The 18,764-nt window shown below is 52.2% G+C and carries 20 protein-coding genes, 1 tRNA gene and 1 rRNA gene; 5 read left to right on the top strand and 17 right to left on the bottom strand.

From position 1 onward, the window contains the following. Positions 1-2: 2 nt before the first annotated feature. A 5S ribosomal RNA gene (rrf, locus tag CLC93_RS03365) occupies positions 3-118 on the top strand. 772 nt (positions 119-890) lie between these two features. Here the strand turns inward: rrf and CLC93_RS03360 are convergent. The 3 genes from CLC93_RS03360 to CLC93_RS03350 all read right to left on the bottom strand — a co-directional run bounded on the left by CLC93_RS03360 (position 891) and on the right by CLC93_RS03350 (position 3,637). Beyond that, positions 891-1,766: a nuclear transport factor 2 family protein gene (locus tag CLC93_RS03360; protein ID WP_095504512.1), complete on the bottom strand. Its 876-nt coding sequence runs from the start codon at positions 1,764-1,766 to the stop codon at positions 891-893. A 5-nt stretch (positions 1,767-1,771) separates the two neighbouring features. Next, positions 1,772-2,647, bottom strand: a complete 876-nt coding sequence (locus tag CLC93_RS03355) for an alpha/beta hydrolase (protein ID WP_095504511.1) — start codon at positions 2,645-2,647, stop codon at positions 1,772-1,774. A 102-nt stretch (positions 2,648-2,749) separates the two neighbouring features. Next, positions 2,750-3,637, bottom strand: a complete 888-nt coding sequence (locus tag CLC93_RS03350; protein WP_095504510.1) for a helix-turn-helix domain-containing protein — start codon at positions 3,635-3,637, stop codon at positions 2,750-2,752. Between the two features lie 135 nt (positions 3,638-3,772). Here CLC93_RS03350 and CLC93_RS03345 point away from each other — a divergent pair, with 135 nt between their 5' ends. After that, the gene (locus tag CLC93_RS03345) at positions 3,773-4,639 is read left to right on the top strand and encodes an alpha/beta fold hydrolase (RefSeq protein WP_095504509.1); all 867 of its coding nucleotides are present in this window, start codon (positions 3,773-3,775) and stop codon (positions 4,637-4,639) included. 95 nt (positions 4,640-4,734) lie between these two features. Continuing rightward, a tRNA-Trp gene (locus CLC93_RS03340) sits at positions 4,735-4,811 on the top strand. A gap of 71 nt (positions 4,812-4,882) precedes the next feature. Here the strand turns inward: CLC93_RS03340 and CLC93_RS03335 are convergent. From CLC93_RS03335 to CLC93_RS03320, 4 genes are read right to left on the bottom strand one after another with little or no spacing between them, the layout of a single operon-like run. Continuing rightward, positions 4,883-5,374, bottom strand: a complete 492-nt coding sequence (locus CLC93_RS03335) for a phosphatase domain-containing putative toxin (RefSeq protein ID WP_095504508.1) — start codon at positions 5,372-5,374, stop codon at positions 4,883-4,885. Positions 5,375-5,416: 42 nt separating this feature from the next. Next, positions 5,417-6,637: an ABC transporter permease gene (locus CLC93_RS03330; RefSeq protein ID WP_245837054.1), complete on the bottom strand. Its 1,221-nt coding sequence runs from the start codon at positions 6,635-6,637 to the stop codon at positions 5,417-5,419. Then, complete coding sequence (locus CLC93_RS03325; protein WP_095504507.1) at positions 6,634-7,317, bottom strand: ABC transporter ATP-binding protein; 684 nt, start codon at positions 7,315-7,317, stop codon at positions 6,634-6,636. Before CLC93_RS03325 ends, CLC93_RS03330 begins: the two co-directional genes overlap by 4 nt. 1 nt (position 7,318) lies before the next feature. Next, positions 7,319-8,695, bottom strand: coding sequence for an efflux RND transporter periplasmic adaptor subunit (locus tag CLC93_RS03320; RefSeq protein WP_095504506.1), 1,377 nt, complete (start codon positions 8,693-8,695; stop codon positions 7,319-7,321). Between the two features lie 152 nt (positions 8,696-8,847). On the opposite strand from CLC93_RS03320, the gene CLC93_RS03315 reads away from it, so the two are divergent. Together CLC93_RS03315 and rimI are read left to right on the top strand one after the other, a co-directional pair. Beyond that, the gene (locus tag CLC93_RS03315; RefSeq protein WP_169902790.1) at positions 8,848-9,225 is read left to right on the top strand and encodes a DNA polymerase III subunit psi; all 378 of its coding nucleotides are present in this window, start codon (positions 8,848-8,850) and stop codon (positions 9,223-9,225) included. A 1-nt stretch (position 9,226) separates the two neighbouring features. Next, complete coding sequence (rimI, locus tag CLC93_RS03310) at positions 9,227-9,709, top strand: ribosomal protein S18-alanine N-acetyltransferase (protein ID WP_141237337.1); 483 nt, start codon at positions 9,227-9,229, stop codon at positions 9,707-9,709. Positions 9,710-9,785: 76 nt separating this feature from the next. Here the strand turns inward: rimI and lipA are convergent, their stop codons facing one another. From lipA to rsfS, 10 genes are all read right to left on the bottom strand, one after another. Next, complete coding sequence (lipA, locus tag CLC93_RS03305; RefSeq protein ID WP_095504503.1) at positions 9,786-10,751, bottom strand: lipoyl synthase; 966 nt, start codon at positions 10,749-10,751, stop codon at positions 9,786-9,788. Beyond that, positions 10,744-11,403, bottom strand: coding sequence for a lipoyl(octanoyl) transferase LipB (gene lipB, locus CLC93_RS03300; protein WP_095504502.1), 660 nt, complete (start codon positions 11,401-11,403; stop codon positions 10,744-10,746). Before lipB ends, lipA begins: the two co-directional genes overlap by 8 nt. 79 nt (positions 11,404-11,482) lie before the next feature. Continuing rightward, complete coding sequence (gene ybeD / locus CLC93_RS03295) at positions 11,483-11,746, bottom strand: DUF493 family protein YbeD (protein WP_095504501.1); 264 nt, start codon at positions 11,744-11,746, stop codon at positions 11,483-11,485. 126 nt (positions 11,747-11,872) lie between these two features. Then, on the bottom strand, positions 11,873-13,048 hold the full coding sequence (locus tag CLC93_RS03290) for a serine hydrolase (RefSeq protein WP_095504500.1): 1,176 nt from the start codon (positions 13,046-13,048) through the stop codon (positions 11,873-11,875). An 87-nt stretch (positions 13,049-13,135) separates the two neighbouring features. After that, positions 13,136-13,927, bottom strand: coding sequence for a septal ring lytic transglycosylase RlpA family protein (locus tag CLC93_RS03285; protein WP_095504499.1), 792 nt, complete (start codon positions 13,925-13,927; stop codon positions 13,136-13,138). Continuing rightward, on the bottom strand, positions 13,914-14,906 hold the full coding sequence (gene mltB, locus CLC93_RS03280) for a lytic murein transglycosylase B (RefSeq protein WP_095504498.1): 993 nt from the start codon (positions 14,904-14,906) through the stop codon (positions 13,914-13,916). Before mltB ends, CLC93_RS03285 begins: the two co-directional genes overlap by 14 nt. Positions 14,907-14,911: 5 nt before the next feature. Next, positions 14,912-16,012, bottom strand: a complete 1,101-nt coding sequence (rodA, locus tag CLC93_RS03275; RefSeq protein ID WP_425439835.1) for a rod shape-determining protein RodA — start codon at positions 16,010-16,012, stop codon at positions 14,912-14,914. 5 nt (positions 16,013-16,017) lie between these two features. Beyond that, positions 16,018-17,868: a penicillin-binding protein 2 gene (mrdA, locus tag CLC93_RS03270; protein ID WP_095504496.1), complete on the bottom strand. Its 1,851-nt coding sequence runs from the start codon at positions 17,866-17,868 to the stop codon at positions 16,018-16,020. 23 nt (positions 17,869-17,891) lie between these two features. Beyond that, positions 17,892-18,362 (bottom strand): 23S rRNA (pseudouridine(1915)-N(3))-methyltransferase RlmH, encoded by a 471-nt coding sequence (gene rlmH / locus CLC93_RS03265; protein ID WP_095504495.1) that lies wholly within the window; start codon positions 18,360-18,362, stop codon positions 17,892-17,894. A 16-nt stretch (positions 18,363-18,378) separates the two neighbouring features. After that, entirely contained in the window at positions 18,379-18,696 is a 318-nt protein-coding gene (gene rsfS / locus CLC93_RS03260) for a ribosome silencing factor (RefSeq protein WP_095504494.1), read from the bottom strand. Between the last annotated feature and the right edge of the window lie 68 nt (positions 18,697-18,764).

The following is an 18,764-nucleotide window of genomic DNA, read 5'->3' as shown; positions in this document are numbered from 1 at the left end:
TGCTTGGCGGCCATAGCATTGTGGACCCACCTGATCCCATTCCGAACTCAGCAGTGAAACGCAATAGCGCCGATGGTAGTGTGGGGTTTCCCCATGTGAGAGTAGGTCACCGCCAGGCTCCAAATACTGAAAAGCCCCTGTCTTATGACAGGGGCTTTTTTCGTATTCGTCGCCCGGCGCTGACCTACTCTCGCGGTCATCCCTTGCGGGCTCTACTCCATGACTTCGAATCAACACTGAGCGCCGCAAGGACTCCCCGCTTCACTTCGTTCCGCGTTCCTCGGCTGCGAAACTTCGTTTCGGTCCTCGTCACCCCCATGTGAGCTTTCTTCGAATATCTATATCAGATGACGTCCGATGATGTACTCTCAAATGGGATAGTAAAGAGCCGAGCGAAGCGAGTTCTTAACATGTGACAAAACTGTCGGGAACAGTTTTGAGCGCACAGAGTGCGACCCGCAGGGCGAGTATCAGGAAGATACGAGTAAAGTAGGGTGGAGCCGGGAATAAGAAGGCCAAGAGTTTGGCCTTCGCCGGCGTAACGGCCTGAGCTCTGCGAAGGCCTGGACACCGCCAGGCTCCTCGCAGGGAAAGATGAACCTGCCCGTTGCTAACTGCAAAGCCGCTACTAGCGCGTCGGTCCTCTTATGACCTACTTCCCTGTAGGTCACCCTCCGGGCCGCACTAAAGTGCGTTCAAATTCGTTCCCGACGAATTTGTCACCCCCATGTGAGCTTTCTTCGAAAACATGTAGGTACCGTCCCAAAAAGTGTGTCTGGCTCAATTCAGAAAGATCTGCAATTTGTAGTCTAGTGTAGTCGTCATTAGGGCAAATCGTGCCTTGGTGACTAGACAGGGAAAGAAAAAGCAGCCCGTGGGCTGCTTTGTGTTTATTCGTTTAGGGCGAAGGCCCAGGAGAAGGGGGCGGGGTTGTAGTACTCTCGGAAAAGGGTGATCTTTTGGTTTTCGACGTGGAATAGGGCGGCGTAGGTTTGTTGGTAGTGGCGGCCGGTGGGTATGACTTGGACATCACCGGTAAACTCGACAAACAGGGTTTGTGGATCTTGGGTTGGATAGAAGACTAGGTTTGAGGTGAAGTCTGCATCTCTAGCTACGTTTGGCCAGTTGGCGTAAAGCTCGAGAATGTTGGCTTTGCCTACCACTCGCTTTGGATGCCCTTCAGGGGAGAAGGGCATGTCTTGTACTACGTCCTCCGCCCACAATTCGGCAAAACTACTCATGTCCTTTGACTCTAGAGACCGAAGGAAAGCTTTGACGGCGGCTTGGGATTGCTGTCGTTGAAGATAAGCCACAGGTTGCGCTTTGGCGTTAGCGGCGGCGGGCGCAAAGACATCACGAGTGCCTCGTTCATCAACCAAGTTGAATTGAATTGCGCTGATTAACCAGTCTTGCTGTTGGCGGATAAACTGGTAGTCATAGCTTCCAGATACCTGCCAATGCAGTTGATTCACATAGTGATCAGCGACCACTTTGGCGTGAGCGCTTGCGCGATCACCTTCCACCGACACCTCGATGGTGCCTATCTGATGTAAGGTTTGCTCAAAGCCTGGTAGCAAACTGGCCCACTGGGTCATCAGCGCTTCTGGGCTTTTGACTTCAGCCTCAGCCCCGCTAAGGGAGCTGTAGTCTACTAGTATCTCTTGTGCGAATAGTTGCTCAAGGGCGTCAAATTCACCATTATCGGCGTACACAGCGACGGCGTGTACCAGGCTTTTCAGCGCTGCGATATCTGCTTGTTTCATCATGTCCCCTACAAACTTGCTTTAAGGTGGGTTGCCGCTGCATCAATGGCGGCATTTACGGCAAAGTCTTGGTCGTAGAAGTCAAACTGAGTGGCGTCTTCTATCCATACCAGTTCAACATTGGAACCAGCTAACTGTGCATACTTTTCGGCACCAAAGGGGATCGCGGCTTGTTGTGAGTGAACCATTAAGCTAGGTTTTTTCAATTGAGTAGCACTCTTGAGAGCATCGTATTGCAACCAAGGTGACCATGAGGCTAGGTTAAATTGATTGTCGTACTCTTTGATAAGGCCGCGGTCAGCTTCGGTGTAGTAAGGTGCCTGATACATCAAAGAGTCCTGATTGGTAGCACTCGCAGCCTGGATCAACATAGGTTCCGCCGCTTGCATCGCTTTGTCTCCAAGTGCGATTAGCTCATTCACTGCAGTCTCGCCGCCATAGACTTGGTCAACAATTGTGCGGTCGTGAAGCCAAGGCGCCACTAAGGCTAGCGTCTTTACGAGGGGATTGGTGGAAGCGACATCCGCCATGTAACCCGCAGATGCACAGATCCCCAGACCTGCAATACGCTTGGCATCCACTTCTGGGCGTTGGCTTAGGAACTCAACGGCTGCGTGAATATCTTTGGTTTTCTGGCTCGGATCTTCAACAAAACGGGGCGAACCTTCGGACTCTCCCCAACCACTAAAGTCAAAGGTCAGTGCAGCATATCCCAGTTGTGATAATTTGGCGGCGTATACTGCGGGCATTTGCTCTTTGACGCTGGTCCAAGCGCCGGTAATCACCACCGCCGCTAACGGCGCTCCTGCTTGGTAATCATCAGGAAGATACAGGTTGCCAACTAAGCTGTGGTTATCGCGAGAAAATCGTACACAAGTCTTCATTCTTGCCTCCAAAATGAAATGTTTAGATGCTTGGCTTGGTACTAAATTTAGCTAACTTAGCTAGAGGCTTCTTGAAGGAAAGCGCGAAGCTTTTGAAGATTTCTACGATCCTACTTGCACGCGCTTTCGGTAGTTCGACGGGGTTTCATTCTGCTCGGACTTAAACTGTCTCGAAAAGTGCGCTTGGTCCGAGAAGCCACAGCTTATCGCGATATCAATCAGCGGCTTATCTGACTTGGTGAGCAATTGCTTGGCTTGTTCTAGACGATAATTGAGGACAAACTGCATCGGGCTAAGTCCCATGGTGCGCTTAAACAACACAGCAAAATGAGACGGGCTTAAGTTTGCTTGGGCTGCCAGATCTTCAACCAATATGGAGTGGGAAAAGTGCGCGGCGACATAGTCGAGCACTGCTTTATAGTGGCGGGCGGTAAAGCTTCTGGAAAAGTCGTAATCCTGTTGCCGCAAGCCGTATTTTTGGATCAGTTTGACCAGAAACACTCGGGCCAGGCTTTCAAACATCAACTCTGACCCAAGCTGCCTATTGGCAAGGGCATCGAGCAGCATTTCGCCGGCACGGCAAATGTCTGGGTCCTCGAACTGGGGCAGGGACGACAACTGGGCTTGGTCCAGTAGCACGCCCACTTGAGTCTGCGCGAAACGCTCAAGTTGCGCCGGGGCTATGGTGATAACCAGTACTTTAGACTTGGCATGCCAGCGCCAACCACTGCGTACACCAGCAGGCGTGACTATGATTTCGTCTTTACAATAGGTGAAATCTCTGTGCTCACCATCGCGCCAGTTTTCCAAGCGGTGAGGGGCATCATTGAGATTGATCAGTATATGGTGCTGGTCAAACACCTGCTCGGGCATGCGATCGGGCTCGGCCTCAAAGTATTCCAGAGTCAACAGCTCGCCAGCGCTGGCCAATTGGCTGCTATCCAACATAGGCTGGGAAGGGTAGATGTCCTGATAGGTTATCTTGACCATGAGTTTGAGCTTGAACTCCCCTTGAAAGACTCATTGCCTAGTAAAGCACTTGAGGTAGAAACTAGAAAGTACTATCGAAGTTAGACCATTTGCTCTAGACTGAACCGATCTGTTAATCAATTGTTGAGCCTTGTTGTGAGCCAGAGCGACCCTGGATATCAAACTCAAGCCATGCACTACAATGACGATACGTCGTCGACTCTCCTGATATTTGCCACCGAAGACGCAGATACCACCTTCTATATTTTTCCTGCAATGAGTGTGTGGGCGCGCTTTTATATTCCCTTGGCCAAGTCGTTGCAGTCCCTTGGCGTGAATGTGGTGATTAGCGATCACCGCGGACACGGCAGTTTTCAGTATCAACCCAAGCGGGATAGGGATTTTGGCTACGAGCGCATGGTTCTCGATTGTCAGCAGGTGATCAACCAAGGTCAGGACCTTTTTCCGAACACTCGAGCCATTGCGCTAGGGCATAGTCTAGGCGGGCAACTGGCGAGCTTAGTCGCCGCTCGTTATCCAGATAGCCTGCAGGGTATTGTTTTAGTCGCTTCGGGATTGGTGCACTACAAAGGTTGGAGCGGTTTAGAAAAAGTTGGCCTGAGAATTATCGTCTCAGTGTTCCCATGGATTGCCAAGCTAAATGGATACTTTCCTGGCAACTTAGTGGGGTTTGCCGGCAGAGAGGCCATGAGTGTTATGGCTGATTGGGGGCACTGTGGGCGCACCGGCCGATACGAGCTGCTTGGTTCGAGCTTTGACTATGAGTCAGCGTTCAATTCACGGGAGCTACCGGTGCTCGGAATTACTGTGGAAGGGGATACCTATGCCAGCCAGCAGTCGACCAAGAACCTGGCGAATAAATTTGCGGCGGGCAAGCGCGACTATCACCATTTGCCGAAAAAAATAGACAGCATTAACAAGCCGATGGACCATTTCAATTGGGCTAAATCACCCCACTTAATTCAAGACTGGATTTCCGATTGGTTAGACTCTAGTCTTTGAATGGCGATTGTAGACGGAATAGCCAATCGGCGGGGCTTTGCTAAAAAATCCCTTTACCTTTGGTGACCCTCTTGTATAATGCCAACTCGATTTGCAGGGGTGTAGTTCCAATTGGCAGAACGTCGGTCTCCAAAACCGAATGTTGGGGGTTCGAATCCCTCCACCCCTGCCATATAAATCAACAAAAAAGCGCATCTTTTGAATGCGCTTTTTTGTTGCCTGTTTTCCGCACTGAATCAGCTGTTACCCCAATTGAGATTCGAAGTATCCCAACTGCACTGGATGAACCAAAGCCTTAGGCCTTAGGGCTTGAACTTCGGCTTTCACCACCTTTGGGTCATGCCCCAACGCTAATCGCAATAGCGCCGCCAATAATCCGGTGCGTCCTGAACCACCCTTACAGTGAATCGCAATGGTTCCGCCTTGTTGTAACAGTGCTAACACCTCAGCTTTGCTCGCAGCGAAGGCCTGTTCAAATGACTCGCTAGGGGCACTGTCGTCACTGATGGGAAAGTGATACCAGGCTAGCCCCAAACTCTCACAACTCTGAGGCAAGGCTGCAACTTGTAGCTTTGCCATCTCGGCACCAGGTGTGGTGGATACCACAGCCACCGCTCCAGCGTTTTTTAGACGCGCCAGCGAGGCATCGAGATCTTCGTCTTTGGTCCCAGGGCAAGGGGTAAAGAGTAAATTACCGCCCTCGGGTAACGGCATCGAGTCAAATGGGTGTGCCATAGCGATCCTCGTTTTGGTTTATAGCAAGTCTAGCTCACAGGACTACTCATAACGCAATGCTTCAATTGGGTCCAGATTGGCCGCTTTGTAGGCCGGATAGAAGCCAAAGCCAATACCTATGATTCCCGTAGCTAAAACACTGATGAGCATGATCAGTGGTGACGTCGCCATCGGCCAGCCGAACTGGAATTCCATCACAAAGATTGCCGCCATAGAGAGCAGTACGCCTACGATCGCACCTAATATACATAGCAGGGCACTTTCCACTAGAAACTGCACCAATATGTCTTTTGGGCGCGCTCCTACCGCCATCCGCAAACCAATCTCGCGAGTACGCTCGGTGACGCTCACCAGCATTATGTTCATCACGCCAATACCGCCGACCAGCAAAGACACAGCAGCGACACCCGCTAACAATGAATTGAACACCTGATTGGCTTGTGCACGAGTATTCATCATGGCGGAGAGATTCATTACGTTAAAGGCGCTGGATTGGTTGGCGCTCAGTCGGTGCCTTTGCAGTAACAACTGCTCAACCTCTGAGGCAACGTAATCCATGTTGTCAGAGCTATCCACCGAGATAACCAGCCGCTTCACTCGATTGGCATTGCTCGAACCCAATACCCGTCGATTGGCGGTCGTGATAGGGACAATCAGAGTGTCGTCCTGATCGTAGCCGCGCATGTCCTGTCCTTTGCCCTCAAGTAATCCAATCACCTTCAGCGGTACCTTGTTAACTCGTACGCTGGCACCAAGAGCGAGGCTAGCATCGCCAAACAGCTCCTTGGCCACGGTTTGCCCCATCAAGGCTACCTTGGCACCCGAGCGCACCTCGGCGTCACTAAAGGCCCGACCCTCGCTCAAGCGCCAGTTATTGGCGCTAAGAATATCAGCGCTCGCCCCTTCCACACCGGTATTCCAGTTGGCGTTACCCCATACCACTTGAGCCTGACCGTTAACCGTAGCGGCGGCACTTTGCACTTCGGGGATCTGCTTTTGAATGGCGTAGAGGTCGGCTAACTCCATACGTGAACGGGTGCCTGCCGCGCCTTTGGCACCACCACTGGTGATCGAGCCATTGCGAACCATTAGTAAGTTACTGCCCAGACTTTCTATTTGCGCTTGTACTTGGCGTTGGGCTCCCTCACCGAGGGCAAACATCACGATAACGGCGCTGATTCCAATAATGATTCCCAGCGTGGTGAGGATCGAGCGCATCAGGTTGCGTTTTAGCGACAATAAAGCTGTGGTTATGCTACTCACAATTGCACCCCCTGACACAACTGACCGTCCTTAACTGACACAATTCGGTCCGCCTGCTCGGCCACTTCCATTTCGTGAGTCACAATCACTATGGTTTGGCCTTGGCGATTAAGGCTACGAAACAAGGCCATGATTTCCCTACTAGTTTTACTATCGAGCGCACCGGTGGGCTCGTCTGCCAGCAGGATCGCGGGCTGATTCACCAAGGCTCGCGCAATTGCCACTCTTTGCTGCTGACCGCCGGATAGTTGGCTGGGGTGATTGGCCAGCTTGTCCGACAGCCCCACTAACTCCAAACACTCTAGCGCTCTACGCTGCGCTTCGGCTTTTGGGGTGTTGTTGTACATCATGGGCATGCTGACATTGTCTTGCGCTGATGTACGGGCCAGCAGGTTGAATTGTTGAAACACAAAGCCAATACGCTCGCCGCGAAGCTGGGCTAGCTGACCGCGGCTAAGCTTTTCTGTGGCTTGGCCCAAGATTTTCAGCTGGCCTTGTTTGGGTTGCATCAAACAACCAATCAAGTTCATTAAGGTGGATTTACCCGAGCCAGAAGGCCCCATGATCGCCACCATCTCTCCAGGCTCAATCTTCAAGGAAATGTCTTTGAGTACCGGGAAGTCCTCTCCCGCCATGGTAAAGCTGTGGTGCACACCGTGGCACTCGATTACTGCTGTCATGCTATTTGCGACCCATTGAAGTAATCACATGTGCCTCGCCAAGGTCCGGGCTGATCACAGCTGTGTGTTCGTCGTCGCTGATACCTAACTGCACTCGAGTGAGCACCGGCTGACCATTTTCAAGTAGTGCCAAATGGGCAAAGCGCACCTTGCCGTCGCGAATGTCACGGTTGAGTTGCGCCTGCTCTTCTGTCAGGACTTCTTTTAAAAGTGCACTGATTTTTTGGCGATATTGATTGCGGGCACTGCTGCTTGGCGTACTCGGACGCTTTGGCATACCGGCTTGCAGTTGAGCTTTTTGCTCGTCGCTTAGGTCCAGTTGCTCAAGGGTTTGCATCAAATTCGGTCGTCCATCTGCTTGCTTGGCTCCCAAACGCTCGCCAATGCGCAGCGCCGTGCTAGGCACTCGTTGCACCTGGTGCAAAGTGTCTACATTGATGGTCAGATTGGCAGTCATTCCTGGCAGCAATAAGCCTTGTGGATTGTTGGCCTGCATGATGACGATGTAACTCACCACGCCAGAGTTTTCTTGCGGAGCTTGGCGAATCTGGGTGACTTGACCGCGAAATCGTCGCTCAGGGTGAGCATCAACGCTGAAGTTGACGCTTTGCTTGAGTTTTACAAAGCCGATATCCGACTCGTCGATGTGGGCGTGAATCTCCATTTGGGCCAGATCCTTTGCCAAGGTGAACAGCTCTGGGGTGTTGTAGCTGCTGGCAACGGTTTGGCCGGCTTCTATGGTGCGATTAATCACAAAGCCATCGATAGGGGCTCGGATCTCGGTGCGATCCAAGTCAATTTGGCTTTGTCGCAAGCTGGCTTTGCTAGAGGCCAAATTCGCTTGTAGCACATCCATTTGCGCATGAGCTTGCTTAAGCGCCAATTCGGCGAGCTTGGCTTGGCTAGCCATATCGTCCAGTTCGTTTTGGGACAAGTGGTTTTTGGTAAACAGCTCTTGGGCTTGGCGCAGGTCGCGTTTGGCTTGTTCGAGATTAACTTCAGCCTGCTGAATCGCGATGCCTTGTAACTTGAGGTCCGCTTCCTGCTTTAGCACCAAAGCGCTGGCTTGCGCGACTTTGGCTTCAAAGGTACTGGGGTCAATTTGCGCTAACAGTTGCCCCTGTTCAACGACATCGTTGAAGTCCACCATGATTTTAGTGATTTGGCCCGACAGTTGAGCACCGATAACCACGTCATCTACCGCCTCAAGCGAGCCTGTGGCACTGATGGTTTGGCGTATATCTCCCAGAGAGACTTGTGAAGTTTGATAGCTGACAGATGCGTTTTGAGCGTCATCCTCGCTTGGCCAAAAAGACCAAGCCAGTCCCGCCACAACAATTGGGCTAAGCCACAGAAATTTAGAGAGTTTGCTGTTCATCTTGTACTCGTTATTAGACCCAGTGCGCCAAGGCTAACAAGGGCTTAGTTAAACTGACAAAAGCATTTACTCAACTTTGCATTGAGGTGTGAGCCGGTTGGCGAAATCGGTCTGTCTCTGGCATCATAATGCGGCTAACCCAAGGATATTCGATGAATTCTGACCAAGCTCAATACCTGGATGCGCTAGGCATCACTCGCTACCGCCAAAAGCCGGTACAAACCCAACAAGCTGCGCAACCAAGCCTGCGAAAAGCGCGGCTATTAGTGGTGAGCCAACAAGCGGCGGATGAGCTGAAAGGCGACCCTTTGTTCGGCAAGATCATCGCCGCCGCCAAGCTCAGTATTGACGATGTGCAGATTGCTCAAGAACCAGACTCAAAGGTGCAGGCCGAATTGGTGTGGTTCGCCGGAACTAAGCCCGTCGAAGTTGAGGTAGGAAAAACTGTCGCTACCGGAACGCTAGCTGAACTTGGCGCCAATCCCGAACAAAAACGCACATTGTGGCAGGCGCTAAAAGGCTTGGGTTAAGGTGTCCTTGCAAACTCCGCCGTCCAGTCATCATTCACTGAGCTTTCGCCCACTCACGATGGCGGATCTAGATGCCATCACTGCAATTGAGCAAACGGCGCACCTTGCCCCCTGGGGTGATTCTAGCTTGCAAGCCTGCTTTGATGAACACCACGATTTTGTCGGGCTGTTTGAAGGCGCTAAGCTGCAAGGCTACTTCGTTTCTCACTACGTACTCGATGAAGCGAGCCTGCTAAACATCTGTGTTGCTCCAAACGCTCAAGGCAAAGGCTTGGGCAATCAGTTAATGCAGCAAGTCATAGCGGCTGCCAAGCGCCGTCAGTGTGCCAGCCTATTTCTCGAAGTGCGTGCCTCTAATCTGGCGGCCAACAAACTCTATCTGCGCCATGGCTTTGTCGAGCTTGCCATTCGCAAAGGCTATTACCCAGGCGTTGATGGCTCGCCGCGGGAAGATGCGCGAGTAATGCAGTTACTCTTGGCATAAAAAAAGCGCAGGCAAATCACCCGCGCTTTTTTGCAATCCGTTGAAAATTGTTATTTCACTCGGTTACTTCACCCGATTATTTCACTTCCTTGCCTTGCGCCTGCATGTCAGCGTGGTAGCTAGAGCGCACCAGTGGTCCACAGGCGGCCTGAGTAAAGCCAAGTTCATTGGCAATATCTTTTAGCTGGTCAAATTCCGCTGGCGGCACGTAGCGCTCTACACGCAAGTGGTGCTTAGACGGCTGTAGGTACTGACCTAGAGTCAGCATCTCTACATTGTGCTCGCGCAAGTCGCGCAGCACTTCAACGATTTCTTCGTTGGTCTCGCCTAAGCCCATCATCAGACCCGACTTAGTCGGAATGTCAGGATGACGCGCTTTAAAAGCTTTTAGCAAGTCCAGTGACCACTGGTAGCTAGCACCCGGGCGGGCCTTGCGGTACAAACGCGGCGCGGTTTCCAAGTTGTGGTTAAACACATCAGGCGGCTCTTGGCTGATGATATCCAGCGCGCGCTCAATACGACCGCGGAAATCCGGAACCAGAATCTCAATCTTAATGTGCGGGCTTAGGGCGCGAATTTCGCGAATACAATCAGCGAAGTGCTGGGCACCACCGTCGCGTAAATCATCGCGGTCAACCGAGGTAATTACCACGTACTTGAGCTTCATGTCGCGAATGGTTTCGGCCAGTTTGCGCGGCTCGTTGGCATCCGGCTTTAACGGACGGCCGTGGGCAACGTCGCAAAACGGACAACGGCGGGTACAAATCGCACCCAAAATCATGAAGGTGGCGGTACCGTGGTTAAAGCACTCAGCCAAGTTTGGGCAAGTAGCTTCTTCACACACTGAGTGCAGGCCGTGCTTGCGCATGGCCTGCTTCACTTCGTCAATCTTGTGCGTCTTGGCTGGCAGTTTTACTCGCAACCAATCCGGTTTGCGCAGCATTTCTTCGCGCTCGGTTGGCACGACTTTCACTGGAATACGGGCCACTTTGTCGGCGTCGCGCAGCTTGACCCCAGGGATCAATTTTTCTGGTTTATTCATATTGACTGGCTAATCCTTGTATCTCTTGGTGGGTGTCAAACCCAAGGTGGCGAACGAGTATTGGGAGCAGGGCATCGGCAGCGGCGACAACGCTCGCAGGGCCATCGACTTCTTTGCATTGGATCATCTCAAGCCCGGCGTAACCACAAGGATTAATCCGCAAGAAAGGACCCAAGTCCATGTTCACGTTCAAGGCCAGCCCGTGGAACGAGCAACCTTTGCGAATTCTGAGACCCAATGAGGCAATCTTGCGCTCATTGATATAAACACCGGGGGCATCGGGCTTGGCGTAAGCTTCGGCACCGAATGCGGCCAGCATATCGACAATGCTTTGCTCAATGTAGGTGACCAATTGACGCACGCCATAGTTGGCGCGCTTGATGTTGACTAGCGGGTAAACAACTAACTGACCCGGGCCGTGATAAGTCACCTGGCCACCGCGATCCACCTTAACCACAGGAATATCGCCCGTGTTTAACAGGTGCTCTTCTTTGCCAGCTTGGCCTTGAGTAAACACCGGCTCGTGCTCGACCACCCAAATCTCGTCTTGGGTCGATTCATCACGATTGTCGGTGAAGTCTTGCATGGCGCGCCAGACCTTGTCGTAAGGCTGTCGGCCAAGATGTCGAATTAAAACCGCGGGACCGCTCACTCTTATTATCTCTATCGTTATGCTTGAGGCTCGGCGGAATTATACCCAACCGAGCCCAAAAAGTCAGAGCTGACGGGACTTAGAGTACGCGACGAACGCCAGGAATAGTGGCAAGTTCGCTGTACAGGGATTCAACTTGCTGTTTCGACTCTACTTTTACGCGGATAGTAATCGAGTGATAAGTGCCTTTCGACGACTTGGCCGTGGTTGGGCGATAGTCACCAGGTACGTGGGCTTGTACCACTTTAACCACATGGTCAGGTAGTTGTGGGTCGGCAAGACCAACCACTTTGAACGGAAAGCTGCAGGGAAACTCAAGCAGTTCGTCGAATTTGGTATCCATATCGGACTCCGAAAATAATGATTACAGGCTATGGGCTAACTATGGGGGCATATTGCGGCTTTTCAAGCCATCAGCCCTACAAACGCAAAAATGGGCCCGTAGGCCCATTGCGACTCGCTGCCGTGATTAATTAAACCAACTGGCGAACAGTTGACGGAAGTAATCGAAAATACGGTCGATTAAGCTGCCTTCAGGCACGGCTTCAAGGGTAACTAGCGGGAAGCTCGCAACATCTTCACCGTCCACTTGGAAGTAAACCTTACCCACCACTTCGCCTTGCTCGATTGGCGCGTTCAATTCCTGGTTTAGCTCAAAGTTGGCTTTCAGCTTTTTCGACTGACCGCGGTACAGGGTAAAGGCTGTGTCTTGGTCAACGCCCAGCTTGATCATTTTGCGATCGCCAAACCAAATGCGCTGCTCGGTGAAGCTGTCGCCGGCTTTGTATGGGGTCACGCTCTCAAAGAAGCGAAAACCGTAGTTCAGCAGCTTTTTACTTTCGGCTTTACGAGCGGCAACGCTATTAGTGCCCATGACTACCGCAACCAGACGCATGCCGTCTTTGGTGCCCGAGGTCACTAGCGAGTAACCGGCTTTGCTGGTGTGGCCGGTTTTAATGCCGTCCACATTCATGCTCTTGTCCCACAACAGGCCGTTGCGGTTGAACTGCTTGATACCGTTATAGGTAAAGCTCTTCTCGGCGTAGATCGCGTACTCTTCTGGGACATCGCGGATCAGCGCGCGACCTAAAATCGCCATGTCGTAGGCGGTGGTCTTGTGCTGGTCAGAGTCCAAACCGTGGCTGTTTACGAAGAAGCTGTCTTGCATGCCAAGTTGCTTGGCCCAAGAGTTCATCAGATCGGCAAAACCGCTCTCGGTACCGGCAATGTGCTCGGCCATGGCCACACAGGCATCGTTACCCGATTGGACAATGATGCCGCGGTTTAGATCGGCAACCGATACTTGCTTGCCCACTTCGATGAACATCTTTGACGAATCTGGGAAGTTCTTCGCCCAAGCATTCTCAGAAACGGTGACCATATCATCTGGGGCAATATTGCCCGCCACCATTTCCTGACCAATCACATAACTGGTCATCATCTTGGTCAAGCTGGCTGGGTGCAGTTGCTCGTAAGAATTGTTTTCGGCAAGCACTTTGCCCGAATTGTAGTCCATAAGCACAAAGGCTTTAGCGGCCACGGTTGGGGCTTCAGGGATAACTGTGGGGGCCGCGGTAACGGTCAGCGAAAGGCTGGTGGCCGCGAAAAATGCCAGTAAGCGATTGGCTTTAAATAAGTTCTTCATGAACACAGAAATATCACTATCGGTTTTAGGTTTAAAATTGAGCGCATTATATCACTAGTCGACCTACGACACAGGCAAAAGGTTCCCCTAACGCTGCGAGGTAATCAAAAAACTGGTGGGGAAGCCCTCTCGATGTAGCTTGGCGATAAGTCCATTAGCCAGCGCTGCGTTGGACAATGGGCCCAACTGTAATTTGTGGAGCGTGCGACTTTGGGTGGTGCGATAGCCGACATCGTACTGCTTCGACAACTGCTGGCCCATGCTTTCCACTCGAGCTTTATCGCCCGAGGCCAATACTTGCACAAAGTAAAGGTCGTCACCATGGGTGTCTTTGACCCCGGCCATGGCTTGTTTCTCAGGGGTCAACACGCGAATTTCCACGTTGGCCACGCCCGAGTTCACCACACCTAACTTGTTGGCAGCAGCGTAGGACAGGTCGATGATTCGGCCAGGGTGAAAGGGGCCGCGATCGTTGACACGAACCACAGTCACGCGCCCATTGTCCAAGTTTTTCACTTCGACATAGCTAGGTAGCGGCAAGGTTTTGTGGGCCGCCGACATGGAATACATATCGTAGGTCTCGCCGTTTGAGGTCAAATGGCCATGAAATTTTTTGCCGTACCATGACGCCTGGCCTTTTTGAGTGAAGCCCTCGGCGTTGGTAATAATACGATACTCCTGACCGCGCAACTTGTAGTCGCGATTGCCCTGACGGCTGTAGGGTTCGTACTTGGGTTGGGCGTCTTCCACATGCGCCAAGTCAGGCACCTTGTTCGGTGCACTGTCGTTGGCTTGGCTGTAGCGCGACCCCGAGTTGCCACTACAGCCTGCAATAAAGCTGATGGCCACAGCTAGCCACAACCACTTAGCGGTTCGCATGGGCTTCCTTGATTTGTTGGCTCAAGCGATACACAGCCATGGCATACAAAGGGCTGTGGTTGTAACGAGTGATGGCGTAAAAGTTGTTGAGGCCAAGGTAATAATCGGCCCCTTGCTCTTGCTCTAGCTCCACCAAGATCGCTTTTTGGTTGATGTCCATGTCCTGACCAATCGAAGGCTTAGCCCCCTTTGCCATCCACTCAGCCACGCTGTGCTTAGGTTTCTTCTTATCCCAGATGTGGGCTTTAGCATCCAGCTGCTCATCCACTTCGATGGGCAAAATTACAGGCTCATCGGCGCGCCAGCCATGGCGCTTAAAGTAGTTGGCTACACTGGCAATCGCGTCTTTGGGATTGTTCAACAGATCGATACGACCGTCTTTGTCAAAATCTACCGCGTAGGCGCGATAGCTCGACGGAATGAATTGGCCATAGCCCATAGCGCCGGCGTAAGAGCCTTTGAGCTCATCCAGAGGCAAGGCGTGCTCTTCAACCAAGTCCATCAAGTGGCCAAGCTCAGAGCGGAAAAAAGTGGCGCGCGGTGGGTAATGAAAGCCCAAGGAATACAAAGCGTCGATCACCTTGTGGGTGCCCATGTAGGTACCGTAGTAGGTTTCCACACCAATAATCGCCACTATGATTTCAGGCTCTACCCCAAATTTGTTGCTGACCTTGCTGATGGTATCGCTGTGCTCTTGCCAGAAGTCAACGCCACCTTTGACTCGTTTGTCGGTCAAAAAGATGGGGTAGTACTGATGCCAAGGTTTGGCTTCCCATGGACGAGCAATGGCTTCGAGTACCGCCTCGCTCTTGCTGGCGCTGGCCAGGAATTGGTTGATTTGGGCCTGAGTGTAACCCTTGTCTAGTTGCTTTTGCTCGAAGTCCTGACGAGCTTGCTCTGGGGTTATCGCCAGTGCGGTTTGTGCCAAGCTGGCACCTAAAATAGCCGCTGCAGCAGCTATTGAAGCAGTCAATTTCATTATGATTATCGGTTCACGTAGCGTCGGTGAGTATGAATACTCATTAAGATACCAAAGCCAACCATCAGCGTCAGCATCGAGGTGCCACCATAGCTCACCAGTGGCAGGGGAACCCCAACCACAGGCAGTAAGCCGCTGACCATACCGATGTTAACGAACAGGTAGACGAAGAATGTTAGGGTCAAACTGCCGGCGAGTAAGCGGGCGAAACTGGTTTGGGCGCGCGAGGCAATCACAAGGCCACGACCGATGACGTACAGATAAATCGCCAGCAGCAATATTGCGCCAAACAAGCCAAACTCTTCGCCAATTACCGCGAAGATAAAGTCGGTGTGACGCTCAGGCAAAAACTCCAGTTGCGACTGGGAGCCCTGCAGCCAGCCTTGGCCGGTCATGCCGCCAGAACCGATGGCGATTTTGGACTGAATGATGTGATAGCCAGACCCTAACGGATCGCTCTCAGGATTTAAGAAGGTCAGTACTCGTTGCTTTTGGTAGGCCTTCATCAAGAAGAACCACAACACAGGCACCATGGCCAATACCGCCGCCACGCATGTCAGAACAATCGCCCAACTCATGCCCGACATGAACAGCACGAATACGCCGGAACTTGCCACCAGAATTGAGGTGCCCAAATCCGGCTGCTTGGCAATCAGTAGGGTCGGGATTAACAACAGCAGCAGGCCGCCGAGCAACTGGGTTTTGCGCGGTGGTAGCGGGAACTGGCTAATGTACCAAGCCATGGTAATCGGAAAGGCCAGCTTCATCAGCTCGGAGGGCTGGAACTCCATGAAGCCCAAGTTGAGCCAGCGTTGTGCGCCTTTGTTGGTCTCCCCGAAAAAGTGCACGCCAATTAACAGGAGGATCCCAAGTAAGTAGATGGGGAGTGCCCAGCGCTTTAAGATCTCAGGGTTTAACTGAGCCACCACAAGCATGATAACCAGACCCAAGCCAATGCGAATGCTCTGAGCTTTTAGCAGATTCATACTCTCGCCACCGGCGGAGTAAATGGCCACAAAACTGTAAGCCAACAGGGCCAATATCCCAAGCAACAAAGGCAGGTCGATGTGCATTCGAAACCAAATGTTGGGACGGCTGGGGCTCATGGCATTCATTTAAGCTCTCCAGTATTTGGGTCGAGTAAGTAGGCGTCCATCACGGCTTTGGCCACAGGGCCGGCGTTAGCTGCACCCCAACCGGCGTTTTCGACAATCACGGCTACCACAATCTTAGGGTCTTCATAGGGGGCGTAGCCGACGAACAAGGCGTTATCGCGCAAGCGTTCGTCCACTTCTTCAGCCTTGTACTTGGCGTCTTCGGCAATGCCGAACACTTGGCCAGTACCGGACTTCACCGCCGCTTTGTAGGGCGAGTCTTTAAATAGGTTATAGCCCGAACCATTGAGGCGGTGGGCGGTGAGGTACATGGATTTGGCGATGATGTCCCAGTTTGCCTCGTCTTTGAGTTCAATCGGCGGCAGAGGCTCTACCTCATACTCGGTGACTTCATCGCCCTGACGTGATTCTTTTAGCAGATGCGGTGGAATGCGCTCGCCGCGGTTGGCAATGATTGCCACCGATTGCGCCATTTGCAGCGGGGTTGCGGTCCAGTAACCCTGACCAATACCAATAGAAATGGTATCGCCTATGTACCAAGGTTGGTTGTACTTAATTCGCTTCCAATCCCGTGAGGGAAGAATGCCGTAATACTCTTCGTGAATATCAATGCCAGTGCTTTCGCCAAAACCAAAGGGCAGCATGAATTGGCTAATTTTGTCGATGCCCATTTTGTAGGCCAGATCGTAGAAGTAGGTGTCGCAGGACTCGGCCACACTGTGGTGCAAGTCTACCCAACCGTGGCCCCACTTTTTCCAGTCGCGATAGCGACGCTCCACACCGGGAATTTGCCACCAGCCTGGATCCCAAATCTTGGTGTTCTCTGTGATGATTTCGTGCTCGAGCCCAGCTAGGCCCAAATGGGGTTTCACCGTCGATGCTGGTGCGTACTGACCTTGGGTGGCGCGATTAATCAGCGGTCTATCCAGAGAATTCAATAGCTCGCGATAAGCCGGTCCGCTGATGCCGTGCACAAACTGGTTAGGGTCGTACGAAGGCGATGACACCATGGCCAAAATGCCACCGTCTTTGGGGTCAATCGCGACCACTGCACCACGGCGGCCATCCAGTAGCTCAATCGCCGATTCTTGTAGCTTGAGGTCCACGCTCAAATACAGGTCGTCACCGGCCACAGGTGCCTGCTCTTCGATGGTTTGAATAATGCGGCCGCGGTTGTTGACCTCTTCTTTGCGATAGCCTGGAATGCCGTGTAATTGGTCTTCGTAATAGCGCTCAATGCCGAGCTTGCCTATGTCATTGGTGGCGGCGTATTGCCCCATCTTGTCGGCCAGCTCTAAATTCTGAGTATCGCGCGCGTTGATGCGACCCACGTAACCAAGTAGGTGAGTTAGCTCTTCGGCGTAGGGGTAGTGACGCTTAAGGCCAGCTTCCACGCTAAAGCCTGTAAATCTGTGTTGGTTAACGCTAAATAGCGCCACTTGAGCTTCGTCGAGCTGGCTAATAACCGTTAGCGGCTTAAAACGACGATGGCGCTTTAGGCGCTCTTTGAGTTCTTCAATGTGCTCAGCGTCGAGCTCCATCAACTCGGCCAAGTTATCCAATGCAACCGCTGAGTCTTTGACCTTTTCTGGGATCATTTGCAGCGAAAAGGCCGGGCGGTTTTCGGCAATCAAAATGCCGTTGCGATCAAAGATTAGGCCGCGATTTGGCGCGGTAGGAATAACCCGTGTGCGGTTATCTTTGGAGCGGGTTTGATAGTCTTTGTGGGCCACCACTTGCAGTTGGTACAGGTTAACCACAAGCACGCTTATCATCAGCACCACACAGGCAAAACAAAACAAAGCCCGGCGCCGAAACAGCGCAGCCTCCAGGGCATGATCCTGCATTGCAACACGTCTAGACACGCATTTTATTCTCTGTGGTAGGGGTGATTGTTATTCAAGCTCCAAGCGCGGTACAGGCTCTCGGCGACTAACACTCGCACCATGGGGTGGGGAAGAGTTAATCCGGACAGGCACCAACTTTGGTGCGCGGCCTGTTTGCACGCTGGGCTAAGGCCCTCTGGGCCACCAATCAGTAAACTAACATCGCGACCGTCCAATTGCCACGACTGCAGTTGCTTAGCGAGATCTGGCGTAGTCCAATTTTTACCGGGTAGGTCAAGAGTGACAATTCGACTGCCCTTTTTGACCGCGGCCAGCATGGCTTGACCTTCTTTCTCTAAGATCCGAGCAATGTCGGCGTTCTTGCCGCGCTTACCAGGTGCGATCTCAACAAGCTCAAAAGGCATGTCTTTGGGAAAGCGACCTTGGTACTCGGCAAAGCCGGTTTTTACCCAGGCGGGCATCTTGTTGCCCACCGCTATCAACTGCAATTTCATCGATTGGCTTTTGAGCTTAGGACCACAGCTTTTCTAGCTGGTAGAAGTCGCGGGCTTTGTCTTGCATTACGTGCAAAATCACACCGCCCATGTCGACCAATACCCACTCGCTAGCGTCGCGACCTTCGATGCCCAATGGCTGCAGATCCGCCTTTTTGGCTTCAACCACCACGTACTCAGCGATAGATTTTACGTGAGTTTTTGAGGTACCAGAGCAAATCACCATGAAGTCGGTGACGCTGGATTTTTCGGCTACGTCCAAGGTCACAATGTCCTTGGCTTTTAGGTCATCGATTTTATCGACAACGAAATCTTTCAATTGGCTATTTTCCAAGAGAGATCCTTAAGGGGTTACAGGGAAAGCGCGACATTATAGCAGGCTCACGCGCAAGCTTTAACCGC

The organism is Paraferrimonas sedimenticola (genome assembly GCF_002282855.1).
Classification (GTDB): Bacteria; Pseudomonadota; Gammaproteobacteria; order Enterobacterales; family Shewanellaceae; genus Paraferrimonas; species Paraferrimonas sedimenticola.
The sequence above is the reverse complement of the archived record's forward strand: the minus strand, read 5'-3'. Positions and strand labels throughout refer to the sequence as shown.